The sequence below is a fragment of the Streptomyces sp. NPDC005963 genome (assembly GCF_040638655.1).
GTDB lineage: Bacteria > Actinomycetota > Actinomycetes > Streptomycetales > Streptomycetaceae > Streptomyces.
In genome coordinates, this window is record NZ_JBEXVD010000016.1 from 97,464 (window position 1) to 116,181 (window position 18,718).

14 protein-coding genes are annotated in these 18,718 nt (G+C 69.7%); 3 read left to right on the forward strand and 11 right to left on the reverse strand.

Annotation, left to right across the window (positions count from 1 at the left end; genetic code table 11):
• Positions 1-174 precede the first annotated feature (174 nt).
• The 7 genes from ABZ348_RS21555 to ABZ348_RS21585 form a co-directional block, all read right to left on the reverse strand.
• On the reverse strand, positions 175-846 hold the full coding sequence (locus tag ABZ348_RS21555; RefSeq protein ID WP_358935372.1) for an ADP-ribosyltransferase: 672 nt from the start codon (positions 844-846) through the stop codon (positions 175-177).
• Positions 847-1,002: 156 nt separating this feature from the next.
• Positions 1,003-2,235: a hypothetical protein gene (locus tag ABZ348_RS21560; RefSeq protein ID WP_358935374.1), complete on the reverse strand. Its 1,233-nt coding sequence runs from the start codon at positions 2,233-2,235 to the stop codon at positions 1,003-1,005.
• Entirely contained in the window at positions 2,235-3,029 is a 795-nt protein-coding gene (locus ABZ348_RS21565; RefSeq protein ID WP_358935376.1) for a polysaccharide deacetylase family protein, read from the reverse strand. Before ABZ348_RS21565 ends, ABZ348_RS21560 begins: the two co-directional genes overlap by 1 nt.
• Positions 3,030-3,508: 479 nt before the next feature.
• Positions 3,509-4,039, reverse strand: coding sequence for an ATP-binding protein (locus ABZ348_RS21570; protein ID WP_358935378.1), 531 nt, complete (start codon positions 4,037-4,039; stop codon positions 3,509-3,511).
• 316 nt (positions 4,040-4,355) lie between these two features.
• Positions 4,356-5,135 (reverse strand): enoyl-CoA hydratase-related protein, encoded by a 780-nt coding sequence (locus ABZ348_RS21575; protein WP_358935380.1) that lies wholly within the window; start codon positions 5,133-5,135, stop codon positions 4,356-4,358.
• Between the two features lie 89 nt (positions 5,136-5,224).
• Positions 5,225-6,466 carry an Ig-like domain-containing protein gene (locus ABZ348_RS21580; protein WP_358935381.1) on the reverse strand — a complete coding sequence of 414 codons (1,242 nt, stop codon included), beginning with the start codon at positions 6,464-6,466 and terminating at the stop codon, positions 5,225-5,227.
• Between the two features lie 411 nt (positions 6,467-6,877).
• Entirely contained in the window at positions 6,878-8,089 is a 1,212-nt protein-coding gene (locus tag ABZ348_RS21585) for an Ig-like domain-containing protein (RefSeq protein WP_358935383.1), read from the reverse strand.
• A gap of 290 nt (positions 8,090-8,379) precedes the next feature.
• Here ABZ348_RS21585 and ABZ348_RS21590 point away from each other — a divergent pair, with 290 nt between their 5' ends.
• A complete protein-coding gene (locus ABZ348_RS21590) occupies positions 8,380-10,275 on the forward strand; it encodes an ABC transporter ATP-binding protein (protein ID WP_358935385.1) in 1,896 nt (631 codons plus the stop codon).
• Positions 10,272-12,317, forward strand: a complete 2,046-nt coding sequence (locus tag ABZ348_RS21595; protein ID WP_358935387.1) for an ABC transporter ATP-binding protein — start codon at positions 10,272-10,274, stop codon at positions 12,315-12,317. Before ABZ348_RS21590 ends, ABZ348_RS21595 begins: the two co-directional genes overlap by 4 nt.
• 19 nt (positions 12,318-12,336) lie before the next feature.
• On the opposite strand, the gene ABZ348_RS21600 is transcribed toward ABZ348_RS21595, so the two are convergent.
• Entirely contained in the window at positions 12,337-12,984 is a 648-nt protein-coding gene (locus ABZ348_RS21600; RefSeq protein WP_358935389.1) for a TetR/AcrR family transcriptional regulator, read from the reverse strand.
• Positions 12,981-14,084: a saccharopine dehydrogenase gene (locus tag ABZ348_RS21605; RefSeq protein ID WP_358935391.1), complete on the reverse strand. Its 1,104-nt coding sequence runs from the start codon at positions 14,082-14,084 to the stop codon at positions 12,981-12,983. Before ABZ348_RS21605 ends, ABZ348_RS21600 begins: the two co-directional genes overlap by 4 nt.
• Positions 14,085-14,630: 546 nt before the next feature.
• Here ABZ348_RS21605 and ABZ348_RS21610 point away from each other — a divergent pair.
• Positions 14,631-16,664 carry a M4 family metallopeptidase gene (locus tag ABZ348_RS21610; RefSeq protein WP_358935393.1) on the forward strand — a complete coding sequence of 678 codons (2,034 nt, stop codon included), beginning with the start codon at positions 14,631-14,633 and terminating at the stop codon, positions 16,662-16,664.
• Between the two features lie 65 nt (positions 16,665-16,729).
• Here ABZ348_RS21610 and ABZ348_RS21615 read toward each other — a convergent pair whose 3' ends face one another.
• Positions 16,730-17,104 carry a hypothetical protein gene (locus ABZ348_RS21615; RefSeq protein ID WP_358935395.1) on the reverse strand — a complete coding sequence of 125 codons (375 nt, stop codon included), beginning with the start codon at positions 17,102-17,104 and terminating at the stop codon, positions 16,730-16,732.
• Positions 17,105-17,183: 79 nt separating this feature from the next.
• Entirely contained in the window at positions 17,184-18,524 is a 1,341-nt protein-coding gene (locus tag ABZ348_RS21620) for a hypothetical protein (protein ID WP_358935397.1), read from the reverse strand.
• Between the last annotated feature and the right edge of the window lie 194 nt (positions 18,525-18,718).

Here is an 18,718-nt window from a genome sequence, read left to right on the forward strand (position 1 = left end):
GGCCCTCGGGTACCGGGACCGCCCGACGGCTGGTGCCGGGCGGATCGGTGTGGGCGCAGGTGGCACCGGGGAACGCCCGCAGTGTGCGGACGTTCCAACGGGGGGCTTCTCACCGGTGGCCGCGGGGGCCCTCTTCTCGTGCGGCTGACGGTGCCAGGGGCGCTCCGACTCGGCTTAGAACGCCTGGCGCCAGGGCTCGTAGTGCGGGTTGTCCAGACACTCGTTCATGATCTCGGTCTTGGTGGTCAGGTCGACCGGACAGACCCCGACGATGAACTCCCGTGCCACACCACCGGGGAACGCGACCTCGACCTGACTCGCGTACTTGTGGGTGTCACCGATCGTCTTGTTCACGTCAACGCCCCCTGGTGCGTCGACGTAGTAGTTCCACGGGCTCTTCCAGGACTTGTAGAGGTCGTGGTTGTACGTGGTCGAGACATAGGGGGAAGGCTGGTTGACCAGGACGTACTGCTCGACGTCGTACTGGCCGTCCAGGGGCGCCTTCGGGTGGAAGCCCTGCTCGAAGATGATCTCGGGGCCGCGGCCGTCGGCGCGGTAGAGCTGGTTGCAGTTGGCGCGCCAGGACGGGTTCGGGGTGATCCGGTCGATGTCCACCCGTAGATCGGCCGCTGCATAGAGGCGATCGGTGACGACGGGACAGGAGTTGGCGGGGGCGGCCTTCAAAACCGGCGCGGCCTTCAAGACTGGCACGGCCTTCAGAGCCGGCGCAGCCGGGGCGGCGGCCTGGGCCGGGGAGTTCGCGGAGGTGGTCGCGGCGGGGATCAGCGCGGCCGACAGGGCCAGGACCAGGACGGCGGCGCGGCGCCGCAGACGAGTGGTGATCATGGGGGTCACCCTGTCGGCCGTACGACGTCACGACGGGGAACGTCACCCGCACGTGGGCGGGGCGCCATGCGTGGGTGACGTCGTGCCGACTCACGACCGAAACACGACCAGCTCAGGCCCGACTCACGAACAAGCCTGTGCCCGGCTCGGGAACGCTCAGCGGAAGACCCCCGTGTGGCCGAGGGAGTAGCGCCCCGGCTGGGGGTAGACCGCGAGGCCGTGGGGCCCGCCGCCGACCGGGATGCGCGCGAGCTGCTTGCCGGTCCTGGTGTCGATCGCGTAGACCTCCGAGTCATAGCGTCCCGACAGCCAGAGCACCTTGCCGTCGGCCGAGACTCCACCCATGTCGGGGCTGCCGCCGTCGGGGAGCCACCACTTCTTCGTCAGCTCGTTCCGCGCGAAGTCGAAGACGGAGACCGAGCCCTCGCCCCGGTTGGGGATGTACATCTCGCGGGAGTTCCGGCTGACGTAGAGCCCGTGGGCGCCCTTCCCGGTGGCCATCAGCTTGGGGGTGGTGAACTTCTCGCCGTCGAGCACCCAGACCCCGTGGGCCATCATGTCGGCGATGTAGAACGTCTTGCCGTCCGGGGAGATCTTCACGTCCTGGGGCATCGCGCCCTTGAACGGCAGCTTCTGCTGGCCGACGACCTCCATCTTCTCCGTGTCGACCTTGAGGAGTTCGCCGGAGAACTCGCAGGAGACCACGAAGTAACGGCCGTCCGCGGAGAAGTCGGCGTGGTTGACCCCGTAGCAGGTCACCGGGACGGTCTTCTTGCGGTCCATGGTGTGGGGGTCACGGAAGACGAGTTCCCGATCCAGCGAGGCCATGACGACGGCGTACTTGCCGTTGGGGGTGAAGTACAGGTTGTAGGGGTCGTGCACCTCGACCGCCTTGCCCGCCTTCCCCGTCGCCGGGTCGATCGGGGTCAGCGTGTGGCCGCGGTTGTTGTTGACCCAGAGCGTCTTGAGGTCCCAGGAGGGGACCACGTGCTGCGGCTGCACTCCGACGGGGATGGTCTCGACGACCTTGTAGGTGGTGGGGTCGATGACGGAGACGGTGTTGGAGTTGGTGTTGGGGACGTACACCCGGGAGGGAAACTTGCGCACCACGGGCGAGAGCTTTCCCGGGCGGTCGGCCGCATAGATGTCCTTCGGATCGAGGACGGGCGGCATCCCCGGCAGCCCGGCGGGAACGGCTTCTTTCGGTGCGACGGGAGGCGCGGCCTTGGTGCGGCTCGCCGCCGCCTTGGCCCTCTCCGCTTCGGTGCCGCTCGCCGCGGTCTCGGTCTGGTCACTGCCGCATCCCGCCAGCAGGGCGATCAGCGTCCCGGCGACAAGGGTTGCGGCGCGCCGGGTGACTCTCAGGGGGGTGGTGGTTGTCGGGTGCATCAGCTCAGCAGCTCCGTGGTGGTCACCGCGCGCAGTCCGCGGCGGTCGAGATCGTCGAGGAGGGCGGGCAGTGCGGCGACCGTGTCCGCGTAGCCGAAGTGGAGGCTCACCACCGATCCGCGCCGGATCTGCCCGGTGACGGTACGGGTCACGGCCGTGGGCCCGGGCGAGGTGGAGTCCAGGGAGTCGAGGTCGTACGAGAGGACGTGGGGGTATCCGGCCCGTTGGGCGAGGCGGGTGATGAGCGGGGTGGTGTGTTGGGTGCGCGAGGGTCGGAACCAACTGCCGATGGACCCGGTCAGGGTGCGCAGCCGCCGGGCGCATCCGACGATCTCCGCCTGGGCGTCGGCCTCGCTCATCTCGGTGATGGTCAGATGGCGCTGGGTGTGGTTGCCCAGGTCGTGACCGCCGTCCAGGATCCTGCGGGCGAGATCGGGGTGTTCGTCGAGCCAACTGCCCACGGCGAGGACGGTGATCCGCGCGTCGGCCCGTTCGGCTTCGGCGAGCAGGGCCCGTGCGGTGGCCGGATCGCCGTGTCCGTGGAAGGTGAGGGCGACCCGGTCGCGGTCACGCGGCCCGTGGGTGATCTCCGCGGGCTGTCCGGGGAAGCGGCGTGCGGTGGGCGCGGCCCGGCCGGCGGGTCCCCGGGACGGCGGGGCCCCGGAAGGCGTGACTGCGGGCGGGCGGGGGCCGGTCGACACCGGGCCCGTGCCGGCACAGCCGGTGGCGAGGGCACCCGCGACGGCGGCCCCGACTCCCGTGCGCAGGGCGCGGCGGCGGTCGATCGAGGTCACGGAAGAGCACAGTAGGGGCGAATCAGGTAAAAAATAATGATTGCCCCAGTTTGTCAAACATGTCGGGTCGCCTCACCGAAGTCCGGCAGATCAAGGAAACGTCAACCGCGGGCGGCATTCATCCGCTATTTGCGAGGCATAAGAGGGATCTCGCCTATAAATCTTGCTTGATATAGGAATTTTTACACCATATGGGCGATGCAAGATTTTGGCGTACCCGGGTCTTCTGTCATAGTCGAGGCACGACCCCCTTTTGACCCGGGCCAGGTCGTCATCAGCGGCCGTGGAGACACCCCCCATTCCGCGGCGCTTCACAGATGCCTCCGGCACGCACCGATACCCTCGGCCCGCCGGGGGCTTCTGTGTCCCCCGGCGAGAATCGAACGCGGGCCGGCGGCGAACCGCCCGTCGAGAGCCGACCGACCGAGGCCCCACTCGTACCCGTACCGCAGGTCGGAACCCGCGCCCGATTCAGGGCTCTAGATCGACGGGGAGTGGCGCTCGGGCACCCGCATCTCGAACCAGGTCGTCTTGCCCCGTGGCAACAGATCCACGCCCCAGCGGTCGGAGAGCTTGTCCACGAGGAAGAGGCCCCGCCCACTGACATCCATCGGCTGTACCGGGAGCAGACAAGGCAGGCCGCGCGAGGGGTCGCGCACCTCGATCCTGATCCAGCCCCTGCGGCGCACCATCCGCAACCCGAACACCCGTGCACCGGTGTGGCGCACGGCATTGCCCACGAGTTCCGAGACCAGCAGCACCGCGTACTCGGCGGTCTGCGCGGACAGACCCCACTGCCGGGCCACCACCCCGTGCGTGAGCCTTCGGGCCGTGGCGGCGGATTCCGGGCGGGACGGAAGGCGGATCTCCTCGTCGGTCGGATTGCCGAACAGTTCCAGTGCCTTCAGGGCCTGTTCGTCCTCGACGGTGACCGCCGAACGGGTGGCGACAGCGCCACCGCGCTGCCGCGGTTGCTCCACACCTTCAAGGCCCGCCATGCCCCCCATCATGGCCGCTGGGCGCGGTGCCCGTGGTCGATCCCCTGGAATGCCGACCGCGGAGTTGACCGTTCCGGAGCCGCCCCGGCCATGGCGATGACATATGCCAGGGGCGCCGGACCGCCCTGGAAAGTCGACCATGCCGGTATTGACATATGGTCAACAGTCCGCCGACAACGCCTCGACCAGCGGCTTCTCGGGTTCGTACAGATCTACGAGGGTACGGAGTGCCGGCCCGGGTGCCCGGCGGACCCGGGCCCCGAACCCGGCTCGGGCGCCCTCGTCCGGCGGCCCTGACTACTGAAAGGTCCCTGCGAAAGAGGTTCGGTCAGCGAAAGACGGCCTTGCCCGGACCATCCTCCACGAAACTGCGCATACCGATCTCACGGTCCTCGGTCGCGAACAGCCCCGCGAACCAGTTCCTTTCGATCGTCAGACCCGTCTCCACATCGGTCTCCAGCCCGGCGTCGACGCACTCCTTGGCGGCACGCAGCGCCAGCGCCGGGCCCTTCGCCAACGCGGCTGCCCATGCGTGCGCCTGCTCGTAGACCTCGGCCGCGGGAACGACCCGGTCCACCAGACCGAGCGCGAGCGCCTCATCGGCCCTCACCTGACGGCCGGTGAAGATCAGGTCCTTGGCCCGGGAGGGGCCGATCAGCCGGGCGAGGCGCTGGGTGCCGCCCGCGCCGGGGATCAGCCCGAGCAGGATCTCGGGCTGCCCCAACTTGGCGTTGTCCGCGGCGATTCGAAAGTCGGCACAGAGTGCGAGTTCGCACCCGCCACCGAGGGCGTAGCCCGTCACGGCCGCCACCACGGGCTTGGGAATGCGGGCGACGGCGGTGAAGGACTCCTGGAGCGCCCGGGCCCGCACCACCATTCCGGCGTGGTCCATGCGCTGCATCTCCTTGATGTCCGCACCCGCCGCGAACACCTTCTCCCCGCCGTAGAGGATCACAGCGCGGACGTCGTCACGGCGGCCGACCTCGTCGGCCAACTCCCGCAGTCGGTCCTGGATCGCGATGTCGAGCGCATTCATCGGCGGGCGGTCGAGGCGGATGGTGCCCACGCCGTCGCGGACGTCGAGGGTCACGGTGGTGGCAGTCGTCATGCAGGCAGGTTAACCGGCGCTAACGCAAGGGGGCCCGGCACTGTGAGGTACAGCACCGGGCCCGGGCGCGTGCGCGTCGCGCTCGACTCCTACTTGGTCCACTCCGCCCAGGACATGTTCCAGCCGTTCAGGCCGTTGTCCGGGGTTATCTGCTTGTCCTCCGAGTTCTGCACGACCACCACATCGCCGATCAGGGAGTTCTCGAAGAACCAGCGGGCGGGGGCGTCCGGGTCACCGCCGCCGCGGACGTCACGCAGGCTGACGCAGCCGTGGCTGACGTTCTGCGAACCGAAGGTCCCCGCGGAGGCCCAGTAGTTGCCGTGGATGAAGGTGCCGGACGTGGACAGCCGCATGGCGTGCGGCACGTCCTTGATGTCGTACTCGCCGCCGAAGCCGACGGTGGCCCCGTCCATCCGCGTGACCTTGTACTTCTCGCTGATGACCATCTGACCGTTGTAGGTGGTCGAGGAGGGCGCTCCCGCGGTGATCGGGATGTCCTTGATCTGCACGCCGTCCCGGACGACCTTCATCCGCTTGGAGGTGGCGTCGACGGTGGACACCTGGCTGCGGCCGATGGTGAACGAGATGGTCTTGGCCTGCTTGCCGTAGACGCCCGGCCGCCCCTCGACGCCGTCGAGGTTGAGCGCGACCGTGACCTTGGTGCCCGGGGCCCAGTACTTCTCGGGCCGGAAGTCGAGCCGGTCGTTGCCGAACCAGTGGCCCTCGATCGGCACGGCGGGCACCGCCGTCACCTTGATCGCCTTCTCGACGACCTCCGGGTTGGTGATGCCGCGGGTGAACTTCAAGGAGACCGGCATCCCGACCCCGACCGTGGACTTGTCCTCAGGGGTGTAGTGCCCGATGAAGGTGTTCTTCGGTACGAGGGTGGTGAAGACGGCGTCCTTCGCGGACTGTCGTCCGTCCTTGTCCTTGGCCACGGCGTGCACCTTGTAGCGCGTGGACGCCGCCAGATGGTGCAGGGGCTCCCAGGAGCCGCCGTTGGCGGAGATCTTGCCCTGGACCGTACCGCCCTTGTCGTCCTGGACCGTGACCGTGGTGAGTTTGCCCTGTGCGGCTGTGACCTTGAGGGCCCCGCTGGTGGCGACCGCCGTGGCACCGGCCTTCGGGGCGATGGTCACGACCGCCTGGGAGGCGGCGTTGCCGACCCGTCCGCTGTCCCCGCCCTTGCTGTCGCCCTTCGCGGTGCCGCCGCCGCCACATGCGGTGACCAGGACGAGCATCGCTCCCACTGTCCCCGCGACCAGAGCCGAACGCCTGCGCCGTCGAGGAAGACCAACCGATGTCCCCGATATCGGATGCCCGTTCTTCATGGCTTCTCCCCTCGCACGGCCCGGCCCCGCCTAGGCCCTCACCCCCGCGCGTCTTCTCACACGCACATCGAACAGACAACCACACGGGTGGTGGTGGATTGTTCGCGTGATTGTCACCGTTCAGTCCCAACGGGCAGGGGGCTCAACGGTCGGACGGGGGTCGGCGTCGGAGGGTCCGGCACTCCCGGAGGAACGATTCAGCCGGGACGACCCGGAACCGTGCGGTGTGCGGTGCACGGCGCCCCCACCACACACCGCACGCCTCGCACCGCACACCGCACACCGCACACCTCGCACCGAGCACCGAGCACCGAGCACCGAGCACCGAGCACCGAGCACCGAGCACCGAGCACCGAGCATGTGCAACGGCACCCGGGCGTCGGGGTATCGGGGCACTGCCGGAGCAGCGGCTCAGCGCAGGGCGGAGCCCTGCTTCCACTGCGTCCACTGCATGTTCCACCCGCTCAGACCGTTCCCGGGTGCGACCTGCTTATCGGGAGAGTTGATGACCTCGACCACATCGCCGACGATCGTGCGGTCGAAGAACCAACCGGCCGGGGTGTCCGCGCTGCCGCCCTTCACATCGCGCAGTCCGACACAGCCGTGACTGACGTTGACCTGGCCGAAGATCTCCGCGGCTGCCCAGTAGTTGCCGTGCAAGAACGTGCCGGACTCGGTCAGCCGCATGGCGTGCGGCACGTCCTTGATGTCGTACTCACCGCCGAACCCGACGGTCCTGCCGTTCATCCTCGTGACGTCGAACAGTTCGCTGACCACCATCTTCCCGTTGTACGTGGTCGACTTGGGCGCACCCGCCGTGATCGGCACCGTCGCCAGGAGCCGCCCGTCCCTGCGGACCTGCATCGTCTTGGCCTCGGCGTCCACCAGGGAGATCTGGGACCGGCCGACGGTGAAGGTGATCCGCTTGTTCTGGATGCCGTAGGCACCGGGGGCCGCCTCGACATCGCGCAGCCGCACGTCGACGGTGACCTGGGTGCCCGGCTCCCAGTACTCCTTGGGGCGGAAGTCGAGCCGGTCCCGGTCGAACCAGTGGCCGGCGATCTCCACCGGCGGGTCCGACGTGACCTTGATGGCCCTCTCGACGGCGGCCCGGTCCGCGATCTTCTGGTTGAAGTCGAAGGAGACGATCATTCCGGTGCCCACGGTGGCCCGGTTCTCCGGTTTGAAGTAGCCGATGAACCGGTTCTCGGGCACCGCGGTGGTGAAGGTGGTGTGCCGGGCCGAGCGACGGCCGTGGGCATCGAGGGCCACCACGTCGACGCTGTACTTGGCGGCGAGGTCCAAGCGGGTGCCCTGCGCCGGGAGCCAGCGCAGGCCGTCGTCGGAGATGCCGCCAGCCACAGGAGCCGGGGTGTCGCTCTCGATGCGCATCACCGTCACGCGTTCCAGCCGCCCGCTGGGCAGTCGGACTTCCAGTCGCCCGTCCGTGGCGATGCCCCTGGCTCCGTCGTCGGGCACGACCCGGATGGTGTCAGCGGGTGACGGCGGTTTGCCGAAGGCTCCGACTCCGCTCCCGGTGCAGCCGGCGAGGGCTCCCAGCAGTCCTGCGCATGTCAGGGCGGCGACCACGCCCCGTTCGGCCCGCTTCAGTACGTGTCTCACGCACCACCCAACGACCACAGCCCGGTAGGGAAACGTGGCGAAATGGGATGATCCGCCACCTGAGTACGCCTCGGGCGCCACTCACGTCCGGAACGGCGGTCGATCCGGAACGGCGGTCGATCCGAACGGTCAGCCAATCCGGGCCGACCTCCGGTCGAAGGGCGGTGCGGGCCCCGAGAACGACCCGTTGCGGGGAGCTGCGGACCCGGGAACGGAAGGCCGAGAAGTGACCGGGATCGCTCACAAATTCAGGTGAGCGATGTCAGGTATCAATCGTAGGCTCACTCCTGATGTCCACTTCACATGTAGCCACCAAGGACCAGTCCGTCGTGCGATCGCTGCTGCGCCTGTGGCCGTACGTACGACCGGTCCGCGTGCGGCTCTTCAGCGCCGCCTTCGTGGCGATCGTCGCCTCCTGTATGAGCCTGGTCATCCCCCTCGTCCTGAAGTGGATAGTGGACGGGCCGGTCGCCGACCGGGACACGGGTGGCATCTGGCTCGGCGCGTTCGTCCTCTTGGCCCTCGGCATCGTCGAGGCGCTCCTGTTCGGCTTTCGGCGCTGGCTGGTCGCCCGACCGCTCGCGGGGGTCGAGGCCCGCATGCGCGCCGCGCTCTTCGCGCACCTCCAGCGGCTGCCGATGGCCTTCCACGATCGGTGGGCCTCGGGGCAACTGCTCTCGCGCGGCACCACGGACCTGATGCTGGTGCGGATGTTCCTGGCGTTCCCGCTGACGTTCCTCCTGGTCAACGGCACCACGATTCTGATCGGATTCGTCATCCTGCTCTGGCAGCAGTGGACCCTCGGCCTGGTGCTGCTGGCCCCGATCGTGCCGTTGTTTGTGCTCTGCTCCTACTTCGAGTCGCGCTACTCGCTGGCCGCTCGGCGTGCTCAGGACCAGGTCGGCGATCTGACGACGGTGGTCGAGGAGAGCGTGCTCGGCATCCGCATCGTCAAGGGCTTCGGGCGCAACCGCAGCCAGGCCCGCGCCTTCCACGAACTCGCGCGGGAACTGCGCGGTACGGAACTGGTCAAGGCACGGCTGCTGGCCGGCATCTGGGCGGCCGTGACGGTGCTTCCCGAGATCGCCGTCGGCGGCGCCCTGGTCCTCGGCACCGTGCAGGTCGCCGACGGCGACCTGTCCGCGGGCACCCTGGTGGCCTTCCTCTCCACCGCGCTGGCGCTGCGCTGGCCGGTGGAATCCATCGGTTTCCTGCTGGCGATGAGCCAGGAGGCCGCCACCGCGACGAACCGTTACTTCGAGGTGATGGACGTCGACCCGGAGTCGCCGACCTCGACCGGCCCGACGGTCGCGGGCGATTCCCCTCCTACCGGACCGGCGCAACCGACGGTGGACGGGGCGGCGAAGCGGGGCGAGATGCGCTTCGAGGGGGTCGAGTTCCGCTACCCCGACGCGGCGCCGGACAGCGTGCCCGTACTCGCCCGGATCGATCTCGCCGTCCGCCCCGGGGAGACGATGGCCCTGGTCGGGGGCACCGGCAGCGGCAAGACCACGCTCACCGCCTTGGTCCCCCGACTGCACGAGGTGACGGCCGGGCGGATCACCCTGGACGGTCAGGACATCGCGCGGCTGCCGCGCGAACGGCTGCGCGGCCTGGTGTCGGTGGCGTTCGAGGAACCGACCCTCTTCTCGGCGACGGTCGCGGAGAACGTCCTGATGGGTGCCGAGGACGCCTCCCCCGGAGATCTGGAACGCGCACTCGACGTGGCGCAGGCGTCGTTCGTGCACTCCCTGCCGCAGGGCGGGGACACCGAGGTCGGTGAGCAGGGCCTGAGCCTCTCGGGCGGCCAGCGCCAGCGGTTGGCGCTGGCCCGTGCCGTCGTCGGACGCCCGCGGTTCCTCGTGCTCGACGACCCCCTGTCCGCCCTGGACGTCCACACCGAGGCCCTGGTGGAAGCGGCGCTGCGGCAGGTCCTGAAGGACACCACCGCACTCGTCGTGGCCCACCGGCCGTCGACGGTGCTGCTCGCGGACCGGGTGGCCCTGCTGTCGGGAGGACGGATCGCGGCGGTCGGCACGCACCAGGAACTGCTGCGGACGAACGCCGAGTACGCCTGGCTGATGTCGGGTGCTGAGGCCGCAGCGACGACGCAGACATCGCCCGGTACCGGCCCGGCCGTCCCCGCCGCAGCGATCGAGAGCTCCCTGGAAGGAAACGTACGATGACCGCCGCCAGCAAGCCCGCCCGATCCGGCGGGCCCGGCAGTACGGATACCGGCCGGCAGCCCGCATCGGACGGCCGGCACCCCGGGTCGGGAGCGACCGCACTGGAGTCGGAGCCGGCGGGCGTCGACCGTACGGATCCTGCGGATGCCGAAACCACCGGAGCCGTGCACGGCGACGGATCGAGTGTGGACACCGGGTCGGCGCCCACCGCCGATCCCCCCGCACCCAGCGCTCTCGGGGCCGGCGCGGTCGAAGACCCCTTCGACCAGGACGATCTGCCCAGCGAGAAGGGCGCGACCGGACGGCTGTTGCGTTCGCTCCTGGCACCCCATCGCGCCCGGGTGCTGTGCGTCGCGGTGATCCTGCTGTTCCAGCAGGCCGCCATCCAGGCCGGCCCGCTCCTCGTCGCGTACGCCATCGACCGCGGAGTGCCGGCCTTCCGCGAGCACGACTACGGACCGCTGATCGCCGTCGCCGCCGGATACGCCATCGCCTCGCTGAGCGCGGGAGTGCTCCAGTACCTGTTCATCATGGTGTCGGGTCGGCTCAACCAGGACGTCCTGCTCGACCTCCGCGGACGGATCTTCCGTCATGCGCAGGCACTGAGCGTGGACTTCCATGACCGCTACACCTCGGGGCGCTTGATCTCCCGGTCCACGACGGACGTGGAGTCCCTGCGCGAACTACTGGAGGAGGGCCTCCAGGAGCTCATCAATGTGGTCCTCGCGTTCGTCTACATCTCGATCATGCTGCTCTGGCTGGACCTGGGCCTCGGCGCGGTCGCCGTCGCCTCCTTCGTCCCGCTGTATCTGCTGGTGCGGCTCTACCAGAAGCGCGCGGGAGCCATCTACAGCGAGCGCTCGACCGCCATGGCGGGGGTCATCGTCAAGTTCGCCGAGACCATGAACGGCATCCGTCCGGTGCGGGCGTTCCGCCGCGAAGAGGCCAACGACGCCGCGTTCGCCGTCCTCAACGAGCGGCACAGCCGCAGCAACGGGGATTCGCTGCTGGAGATGGCCCGCTATGTGTTGGGCTCGCGCCTGGTCGCGAACACCGCCGTGGCCGGCATCGTCCTGTGGGGTGCCTACCGGGTGGCGGACGGGGGGCTCGCGCTCGGCGTGCTGGCCGCCGCCGTGCTCTATCTGCGCCGGCTGTACGACCCGATCGACCGGCTGGGCATGTTCCTCAACTCCTACGAGTCCGCCGCCGCGTCGCTACGGAAGATCGCGGGGCTGCTGGCCCAGGAACCGACCGTACCGGAAGCACACGACCCCATCGAGCTCCCTTCGCGGCAGGGCGATCACCCCGGCCGGGAGGTGGTCTTCGAGGGGGTCAGCTTCGGCTATCGCACCGGCGGCGAGGTGCTGCCGTCCTTTGAACTGACGATCCCCGCAGGTCAGACGCTCGCAGTCGTGGGCGCCACCGGTGCCGGCAAATCCACGCTGGCCAAGCTGCTGGCCCGCTTCTACGATCCGTCCGCGGGCCGCATCCTCCTCGACGGCGTGGATCTGCGGCGCCTGGCCACACCTGAACTGCGCCGGGGCGTGGTGATGGTGACCCAGGAGTCCTTCCTCTTCTCCGGAACGGTCGCCGAGAACATCGCCATCGGCCGTCCCGACGCCTCCCGTGCGGACATCGAACGGGCCGCCAAGGCGATGGGGGCCCATGACTTCATCGTCGCCCTGCCGGACGGCTACGACACGGACGTCCGCAAGCGCGGCGGAAGGATCTCCGCAGGTCAACGCCAACTGGTGGCCTTCGCCCGGGCGCTGCTCGCGGACCCGTCCGTACTGATCCTGGACGAGGCCACCAGCTCGCTGGACATCCCGGGCGAACGCGCGGTGCAGCACGCCATGGACACGGTGCTGCGCGGACGCACGGCCGTGGTGATCGCCCACCGGCTCTCCACGGTCGAAGGCGCCGATCGGGTCCTGGTGATGGACGGGGGCCGGATCGTGGAGGACGGCAGCCCGGCCGAACTCATCGGCGGTACGGGACGCTTCGCACGGCTGCACCGGGCGTGGCGCGACAGTCTGGTGTAGGGGTGCGCGGTTCCGCGGTTCAGTCGGGCGGTTCAGTCAGGCAGTCGGCCGGGGCGCTGAGCAGGGTGGTTGCCAGGGTGAGGAGTTCTGCGTCCGTCGCGGCGCTGCGGTGGTCGGCGATGCCCGAGCGGAACAGTGACGCCCCTTCCATCAGCATGGTGAACACCGCGGCCCGGGAACGACAGTCCCGGTCCGACAGGTCCGACCTGTGGCGCCGTACGAAGGCGCTGACCTGGTCCTGGTAGTCGCGGTAGAAGCCGCGGACGGCCGATGCGACCGTGTCGTCGTGGGCGGCGAGCGCCCAGAGTTCGGTGAACAGCCGTACCAGCCGGGGGTCCTCCTGCTCGGCGAGGAGGGTTCGCACCATGGCGGCGGTGTCCGGGGGCTGCACCGTCGTGTCGGGGTCGAGCAGCGGTTGCAGTCGGTCGAGCGAGCGGCTCAGTACCCGGGCGAGCACCGCGCCCACCAGGTCGGCGCGCGTGGGGAAGTAGTACTGGAGGTGTCCTAGGCGGACCTGTGCCGCCGTGGCGACGGCCCGCATGGACAGCTCCGCGTATCCCGCCGTGAAGAGGACCGATTCGGCGGCGTCCAGGAGTGCTTCGCGCTTGAGTGCGCCCTTCTCGGTGCCGGCCGGTCGACCGGGTGGTGTGGTCGGGGAGGTGTTCATCGGGTCCGTCCCGGTGCGAGTGCCAGCGCGTCGGTCGCGGTGTCGCCGAGGTTGACCGTCACGCCGTGGGCGACCAACTGTTCCAGTGCCCGTGCGGGGTCGGGGGCCTGCTCGGGGAAGACGACGCCGGCCGGGGCGGGTGCGCCGTCGGCGCCGAGGATCCGCTGGAGGGCGAGCAGTCCACCGAGCGCGGTCAGGCGGGCTTGGCCCGCCGGGTCCACGACGGTCGCGGTCCTGGTGCGTCCCGCGTGATGGACGTCGATGCGCAATCGGGCGGTGCCTCCTTCGCCGGGTGCGTACAGCAGGGCGCGACGGGCGGAGGTGAAGCGTTCTCCGCGGCCCCAGCGGAAGAACCCGAGCCGTTTGGCGGCCAACAGCGCCGCGGTGGAGGCGGCGGAGCTGAAGCCGATGTGGGTGGTCGCGGTGGTGGTGCCGAGGGTGAGCGGCAGGGTGAACTGCTCGGGGGTGTCGATGCTGGCCACCTTGGTGTCGTCCGCGCCGATGCGGACGCGTCGGGCGTCGCTGAGCGGCGCGATCGTGTGCCGCCGGCCGTCGCGGACGACTTCGAAGTCGAGCCCCAGGCGGTCCATGAACTCCACCGAGTCGGCGCCGGCGCGATCGGCGAGGTCCCAGCGGATGGCCGTCTCCACGCGGTCGGCGCCGCCGAGTTCGGCGGCGAGCGCGGCGGCGACCAGGGGGACGACACCTCCCATCCAGGCGGAGGAGAGCAGGACCGGGGAGGTGGGGTTGAGCAGGGCGGCGACCGTTGCGGCGCGCTGCACGCGGGCGGTCCATCGGGTGAGGTCCGCATGGGGCACCCCGCCGTGGATCGCGGCCCTCAGCACCCGGTCGTCGGGATCGTTGACCATGCTGATCACCGCCCGGACGGATGTGCGCAGCGGTGTCGGGTCGGCCAGGTCCCAACGCACGAGTCGGGCGCCCGTCTCCTTCGCCACGTCCTCGCCGCGTTCGAGGCTGCGGCCGGCGAGGAGGAGCGGCCAGTGGGGTGCGGCCAGCCTGGCGAGTTCGGCGCCGACCGTGCCGTAGCCGCCGACGAGGAGCACGGGGCCGCTGGGGTCGAAGGTCAGTTCATCGTCCATGGAGCCAATATAGGTCACCCGACCTATAAATGCCGCAGGGGAGGGCCAGACACACCGGACGCGGGTCGACATCCACCGCCGATCCGACCGTGCGCCTTCGACCCGCCAGACGGGCAACCCGGAAGGCGCGGACCAACCCACCGGGATTTGGCCGCTGGATTTTGGCCAGCGCCATGGGCCGCATCCGCGGGTGGGAAGCGCGCACCCACCCTCGGACACAGCCTCCCGGCCGCACAGGGAGCGATCGAGCGCACCAAGGGGTGAACCCCACGCTTGACCGGGGAAACCACGGCTCACGCAGCCGCTTTTCGGCGACACGGAGTGCCCCTCCGACTACCGCACCACCGAGCTCACCGCTCAACGGACATGACCGCACGGTCAACGGACGACTTCCAGCCAAATTCTTGACGCGCCCCTGACAGAAGTCATGCGCTCCTGCAACTCTTCCCCCGGTCCCCGCACCACGTACCACGCACCACACGCTCCGCATGCTCTGCCCGGACGACCCACCCCGCCGTCCGTCACCCCCTCGCAGAAGGAGTCCGCGTGAGACCCACGCATCGCCGGCGCGCCACCGCGACCGGAGCACTCATAGCGACCGCGGCACTGCTCGCCGTCGGCTTCCAAACCGGCGCGGTCGCCCAGCCCACCGCCGCCGCACCCGGTGCCGCACAAGTGGGCAAGCCCGACCCGGGCGCACTCCCCAAGAGCCTGAGCCCCGCGCAGCGTGCGGAGTTGATCCGTCAGCAGAGCGCCACCACGGCGGCCACGGCCAAGGAGCTCGGGCTCGACGCCCAGGAGAAGCTGGTCGTCCGCGATGTCGCGCAGGACCGTGACGGCACCGTCCACACCCGGTACGAGCGGACCTTCGCCGGACTGCCGGTGCTCGGCGGCGACCTCGTGGTCGCCGAGACCAAAGCGGGTACGACCGAGTCGGTCAGCAGGGCGTCCGCAGCCACCCTGAAGGGTGTGAACACCACCGCTCCGCTCGCCCCCGCCGCCGCGGAGAAGCAGGCGCTCGGCCGGGCGAAGGCGGAGGGCTCCACCAAGACGACGGCGGACCGTGCCCCGCGGAAGGTCGTCTGGCTGGCCCAGGGCGGAAAGCCGGTCCTCGCGTACGAGACCGTCGTCGGCGGGCTCCAACACGACGGCACCCCCAATGAGCTGCACGTGATCACCGACGCCAACAGCGGTGCGAAGCTGTTCGAGTGGCAGGCCGTCCAGAACGGCACGGGCAACACGCAGTACAGCGGCCAGGTCACCCTGGGCAGTTCGGGTTCCGGCTCCTCGTTCAACCTGACGGACGGTGGCCGCGGCAGCCACAAGACGTTCAACCTCAACCGGGCCACGTCCGGGACCGGGACCCTGTTCTCCGGGCCGGACGACGTCTGGGGCAACGGGCAGCCGTCGAACCTGGAGACCGCAGGTGCCGACGCCGCCTTCGGCGCCGGTCTGACCTGGGACTACTTCAAGAACGTCCATGGCCGCAGCGGCATCCGCGGTGACGGTGTCGGCGCCTCGTCCCGGGTGCACTACGGCAACAACTACGTCAACGCGTTCTGGCAGGACAGCTGCTTCTGCATGACCTACGGCGACGGCGCTGCCAACGCCAAACCGCTCACCTCGATCGACGTCGCCGCCCACGAGATGGCCCACGGCATCACCTCGGCCACGGCGAAGCTGGTCTACAGCGGTGAGTCCGGCGGTCTGAACGAAGCGACCTCCGACATCTTCGCCGCCGCCGTCGAGTTCTACGGCGCCAACGCCTCCGACCCCGGTGACTACCTGGTCGGCGAGAAGATCGACATCCGGGGCAACGGCACTCCGCTGCGGTACATGGACCAGCCGAGCAAGGACGGCGTGTCCAAGGACTACTGGTACGCCGGCATCGGCAGCGTCGATGTCCACTACTCGTCCGGTCCGGCGAACCACTGGTTCTTCCTCGCATCCGAGGGCAGTGGGGCCCGGACCGTCAACGGCGTGAACTACAACTCGCCCACCAGCGACGGGCTGCCGGTCACCGGCATCGGCCGTGAGAAGGCCGCGCTGATCTGGTACAAGGCGCTCACGACCAAGTTCAACTCGACGACCAACTACGCGGGTGCGCGGGCCGGCACGCTGGCCGTGGCCACCGAGTTGTACGGGGCGACCAGCGCCGAGGTGAAGTCGATCACCGATGCCTGGGCCGGGGTCAACGTCGGCGCTCGTCCCGGCGGGGGCAACCCCGACCCGGGCACGGTCTTCGAGAACAACGCCGATGTCGCCATCCCGGACAACGGCGCAGCCGTCACCTCCTCGGTGACGGTCTCCGGACGCACGGGCAATGCACCGGCCGCCCTGCGCGTGGGTGTGGACATCATCCACACCTGGCGCGGTGACCTGGTCGTGGACCTCGTCGCACCCGACGGCACGGTCTTCCCGCTGAAGCCGTACAGCGGTTCGGACTCCGCGGACAACGTGCAGACGACCTACACCGTCAATGCCTCGGGCGAAGTGGCGAACGGGGTCTGGAAGCTGCGGGTCCAGGACCGGGCGGCCCAGGACACCGGGTACATCAACAGCTTCAAGCTCACGTTCTAACCGACCCGGTCCGCTCACCGGTCGATTCGGGTGAAGCCCGGGAGGACTCCGTGTCCTCCCGGGCTTCACCGTTCTCTGCCTCCGCGGCCGGGCCAGTGCTCGGGGAGCGGTCCGTTGTCACCGGTCAACGCACCCGCACCGGTCACCACCAGGACTCCGGGGGCCAAGGTGCGCCACCCGCCGTCGTGCTCGTCGCGTACGAGGAAGAGCACCGCCCGCCGCACGCCCCTGAGCGGATCGACGGGAACACCGTCGGGGCCGCGCTCCGGAGCGACCGTGACGCGGAGTGCGCGATGGCCCGTCTCATCGCCCTTCAGCACCGGGAGGCCCACCGTGCTCACCGAGTAGACGCGTGCATCGGCCACGGTCTCGGCGTACGGTCCGATGTCGGCGGTCACCACGTACTCCGCCCGTTCCAGCGCCTCGCCCGGGCTGCTCATGCGTACGCCTTCCGTCCTCGGGAAACGGTCGTGCCGCCCATCTGCTCGGTGGGCGGCACGACCGTGCTCGAACCGGTGGTCAGGTGGCCAGGCTCCCCATGTTGTAGGTGGAGGTGTACCCGATCCAGCTGTAGTGCTTGGCACCGCCGAAGGAACCGGAGTGCACCCCGCGTGCCGTCGATCCGGTGGTGCCACTGGCGACCGCACCACCGCTGTCACCGCCGGCACTGGCGTACGAGGCGGCCGACTGCCCGTAGACCACACAGCCGCAGGTGCTGCTGGTGTGACTGGCGTTGACGGAGGAGATGGTGCCGCAACGGGCGCTCTCGGAGTTGCGTCCGAACAGACAGGAGGTCGCCCCGACGGTGCCGAGTGCCGAGCCGGTCACCACCCGGGCCTTGACCGCGGCGCTCTCGTAGAGCCAGGGCTGGCCGCCGCTCGGGATGGAGACGTACCGCATGTCGGCGTGGGTGCCGGCGGCGAGGGCGTTGATGTTGGTGAGCGAGCCGTAGGCCCCTGCACCCGAACTGACCGTGCCGGAGTTGGTGCCCCAGGCGCAGTGGCCCGCGGTCACGGCTCCGCGCACACCGGCCCGGTTGACGACCCAGCCGATCGAACAGAGCACACCGGCGAAGCCCACCCCCACTCCACCGCGGCGCGGTGAGTCACAGACGTTGCGGGAGGTGCACGCTTCTTCGACGCCTTCGCCCTCGCTGAGCTGCGCCGGCACGCCGAGTCCCGCCAGCGCCGAGCGCAGTGGGAGGGTCGGGGTGCCGGGGCGGACGGTCACCTTGAGCCGGTTGGCGATGACGTCTTCGGCGACGGCCACCACCGGGGAGGTGCCCCGGGCGGTACCGACCGATCCCCACAGGGCCTTCATCGCCCGGGTGAGCTGGGCGGACGAGTGCTTGACCGCACGGAACTCCACGGCCGACCGGGCGCTGCCCGCGGCCTCGGCCCGATCGAGCAGGCGCTCCCTGGTCTGTTGGTCGGGGAGGGCTCCGGCGAACTGGACCACGAACCGCCCGCCGTTACGGTTGTCGAGGAAGTGCCCGGCGAAGTCGTTGCGTTGGGCGTACGTGCGGACGGTGGGTTCGACCGCGGCGACGAGTGCGTCCCGTCGCCTCATCTCGGCCGCCTCATCGGCGGTGCCGATGAACCCCCAGGCGTTGACGAGGGAGCGCACTCCGGCCGTGGTGCCGGAGCGCTGTTCGACGAGGGAGTGCAGCCGGCCGCCGGGCGCGGGGAAGCCGAGTTCTCCGCGTAGGCGTGAGGACTCGGCGAGCACCGCCCGATCGGCGGGCGATGCGGTGGGGACGGCCGGGGAGGGGGGTGTCGTCTGGGCGGCGGCCGGTACGGCGAGGGGCACGAGCATTCCGGCCGCCGCAAGGAACGGCACCACGAGGGATCGAAGTCTCATCAGACCTCCACATCGAAACACGGGGGAGCATGGAAGCCATGCACAGTCCCGAGTAGTCATGCACATGACAATTCCATGAACGGAGAAGCGCGGAGTGGACGCTAGGACCGCCCCCAGAAGGGGTCAAGGGGACCCATCACGGAGGGTGCACCTCCGATTGATGCCGAATCCCCATGGTTCGCCCCCTGGCCAGC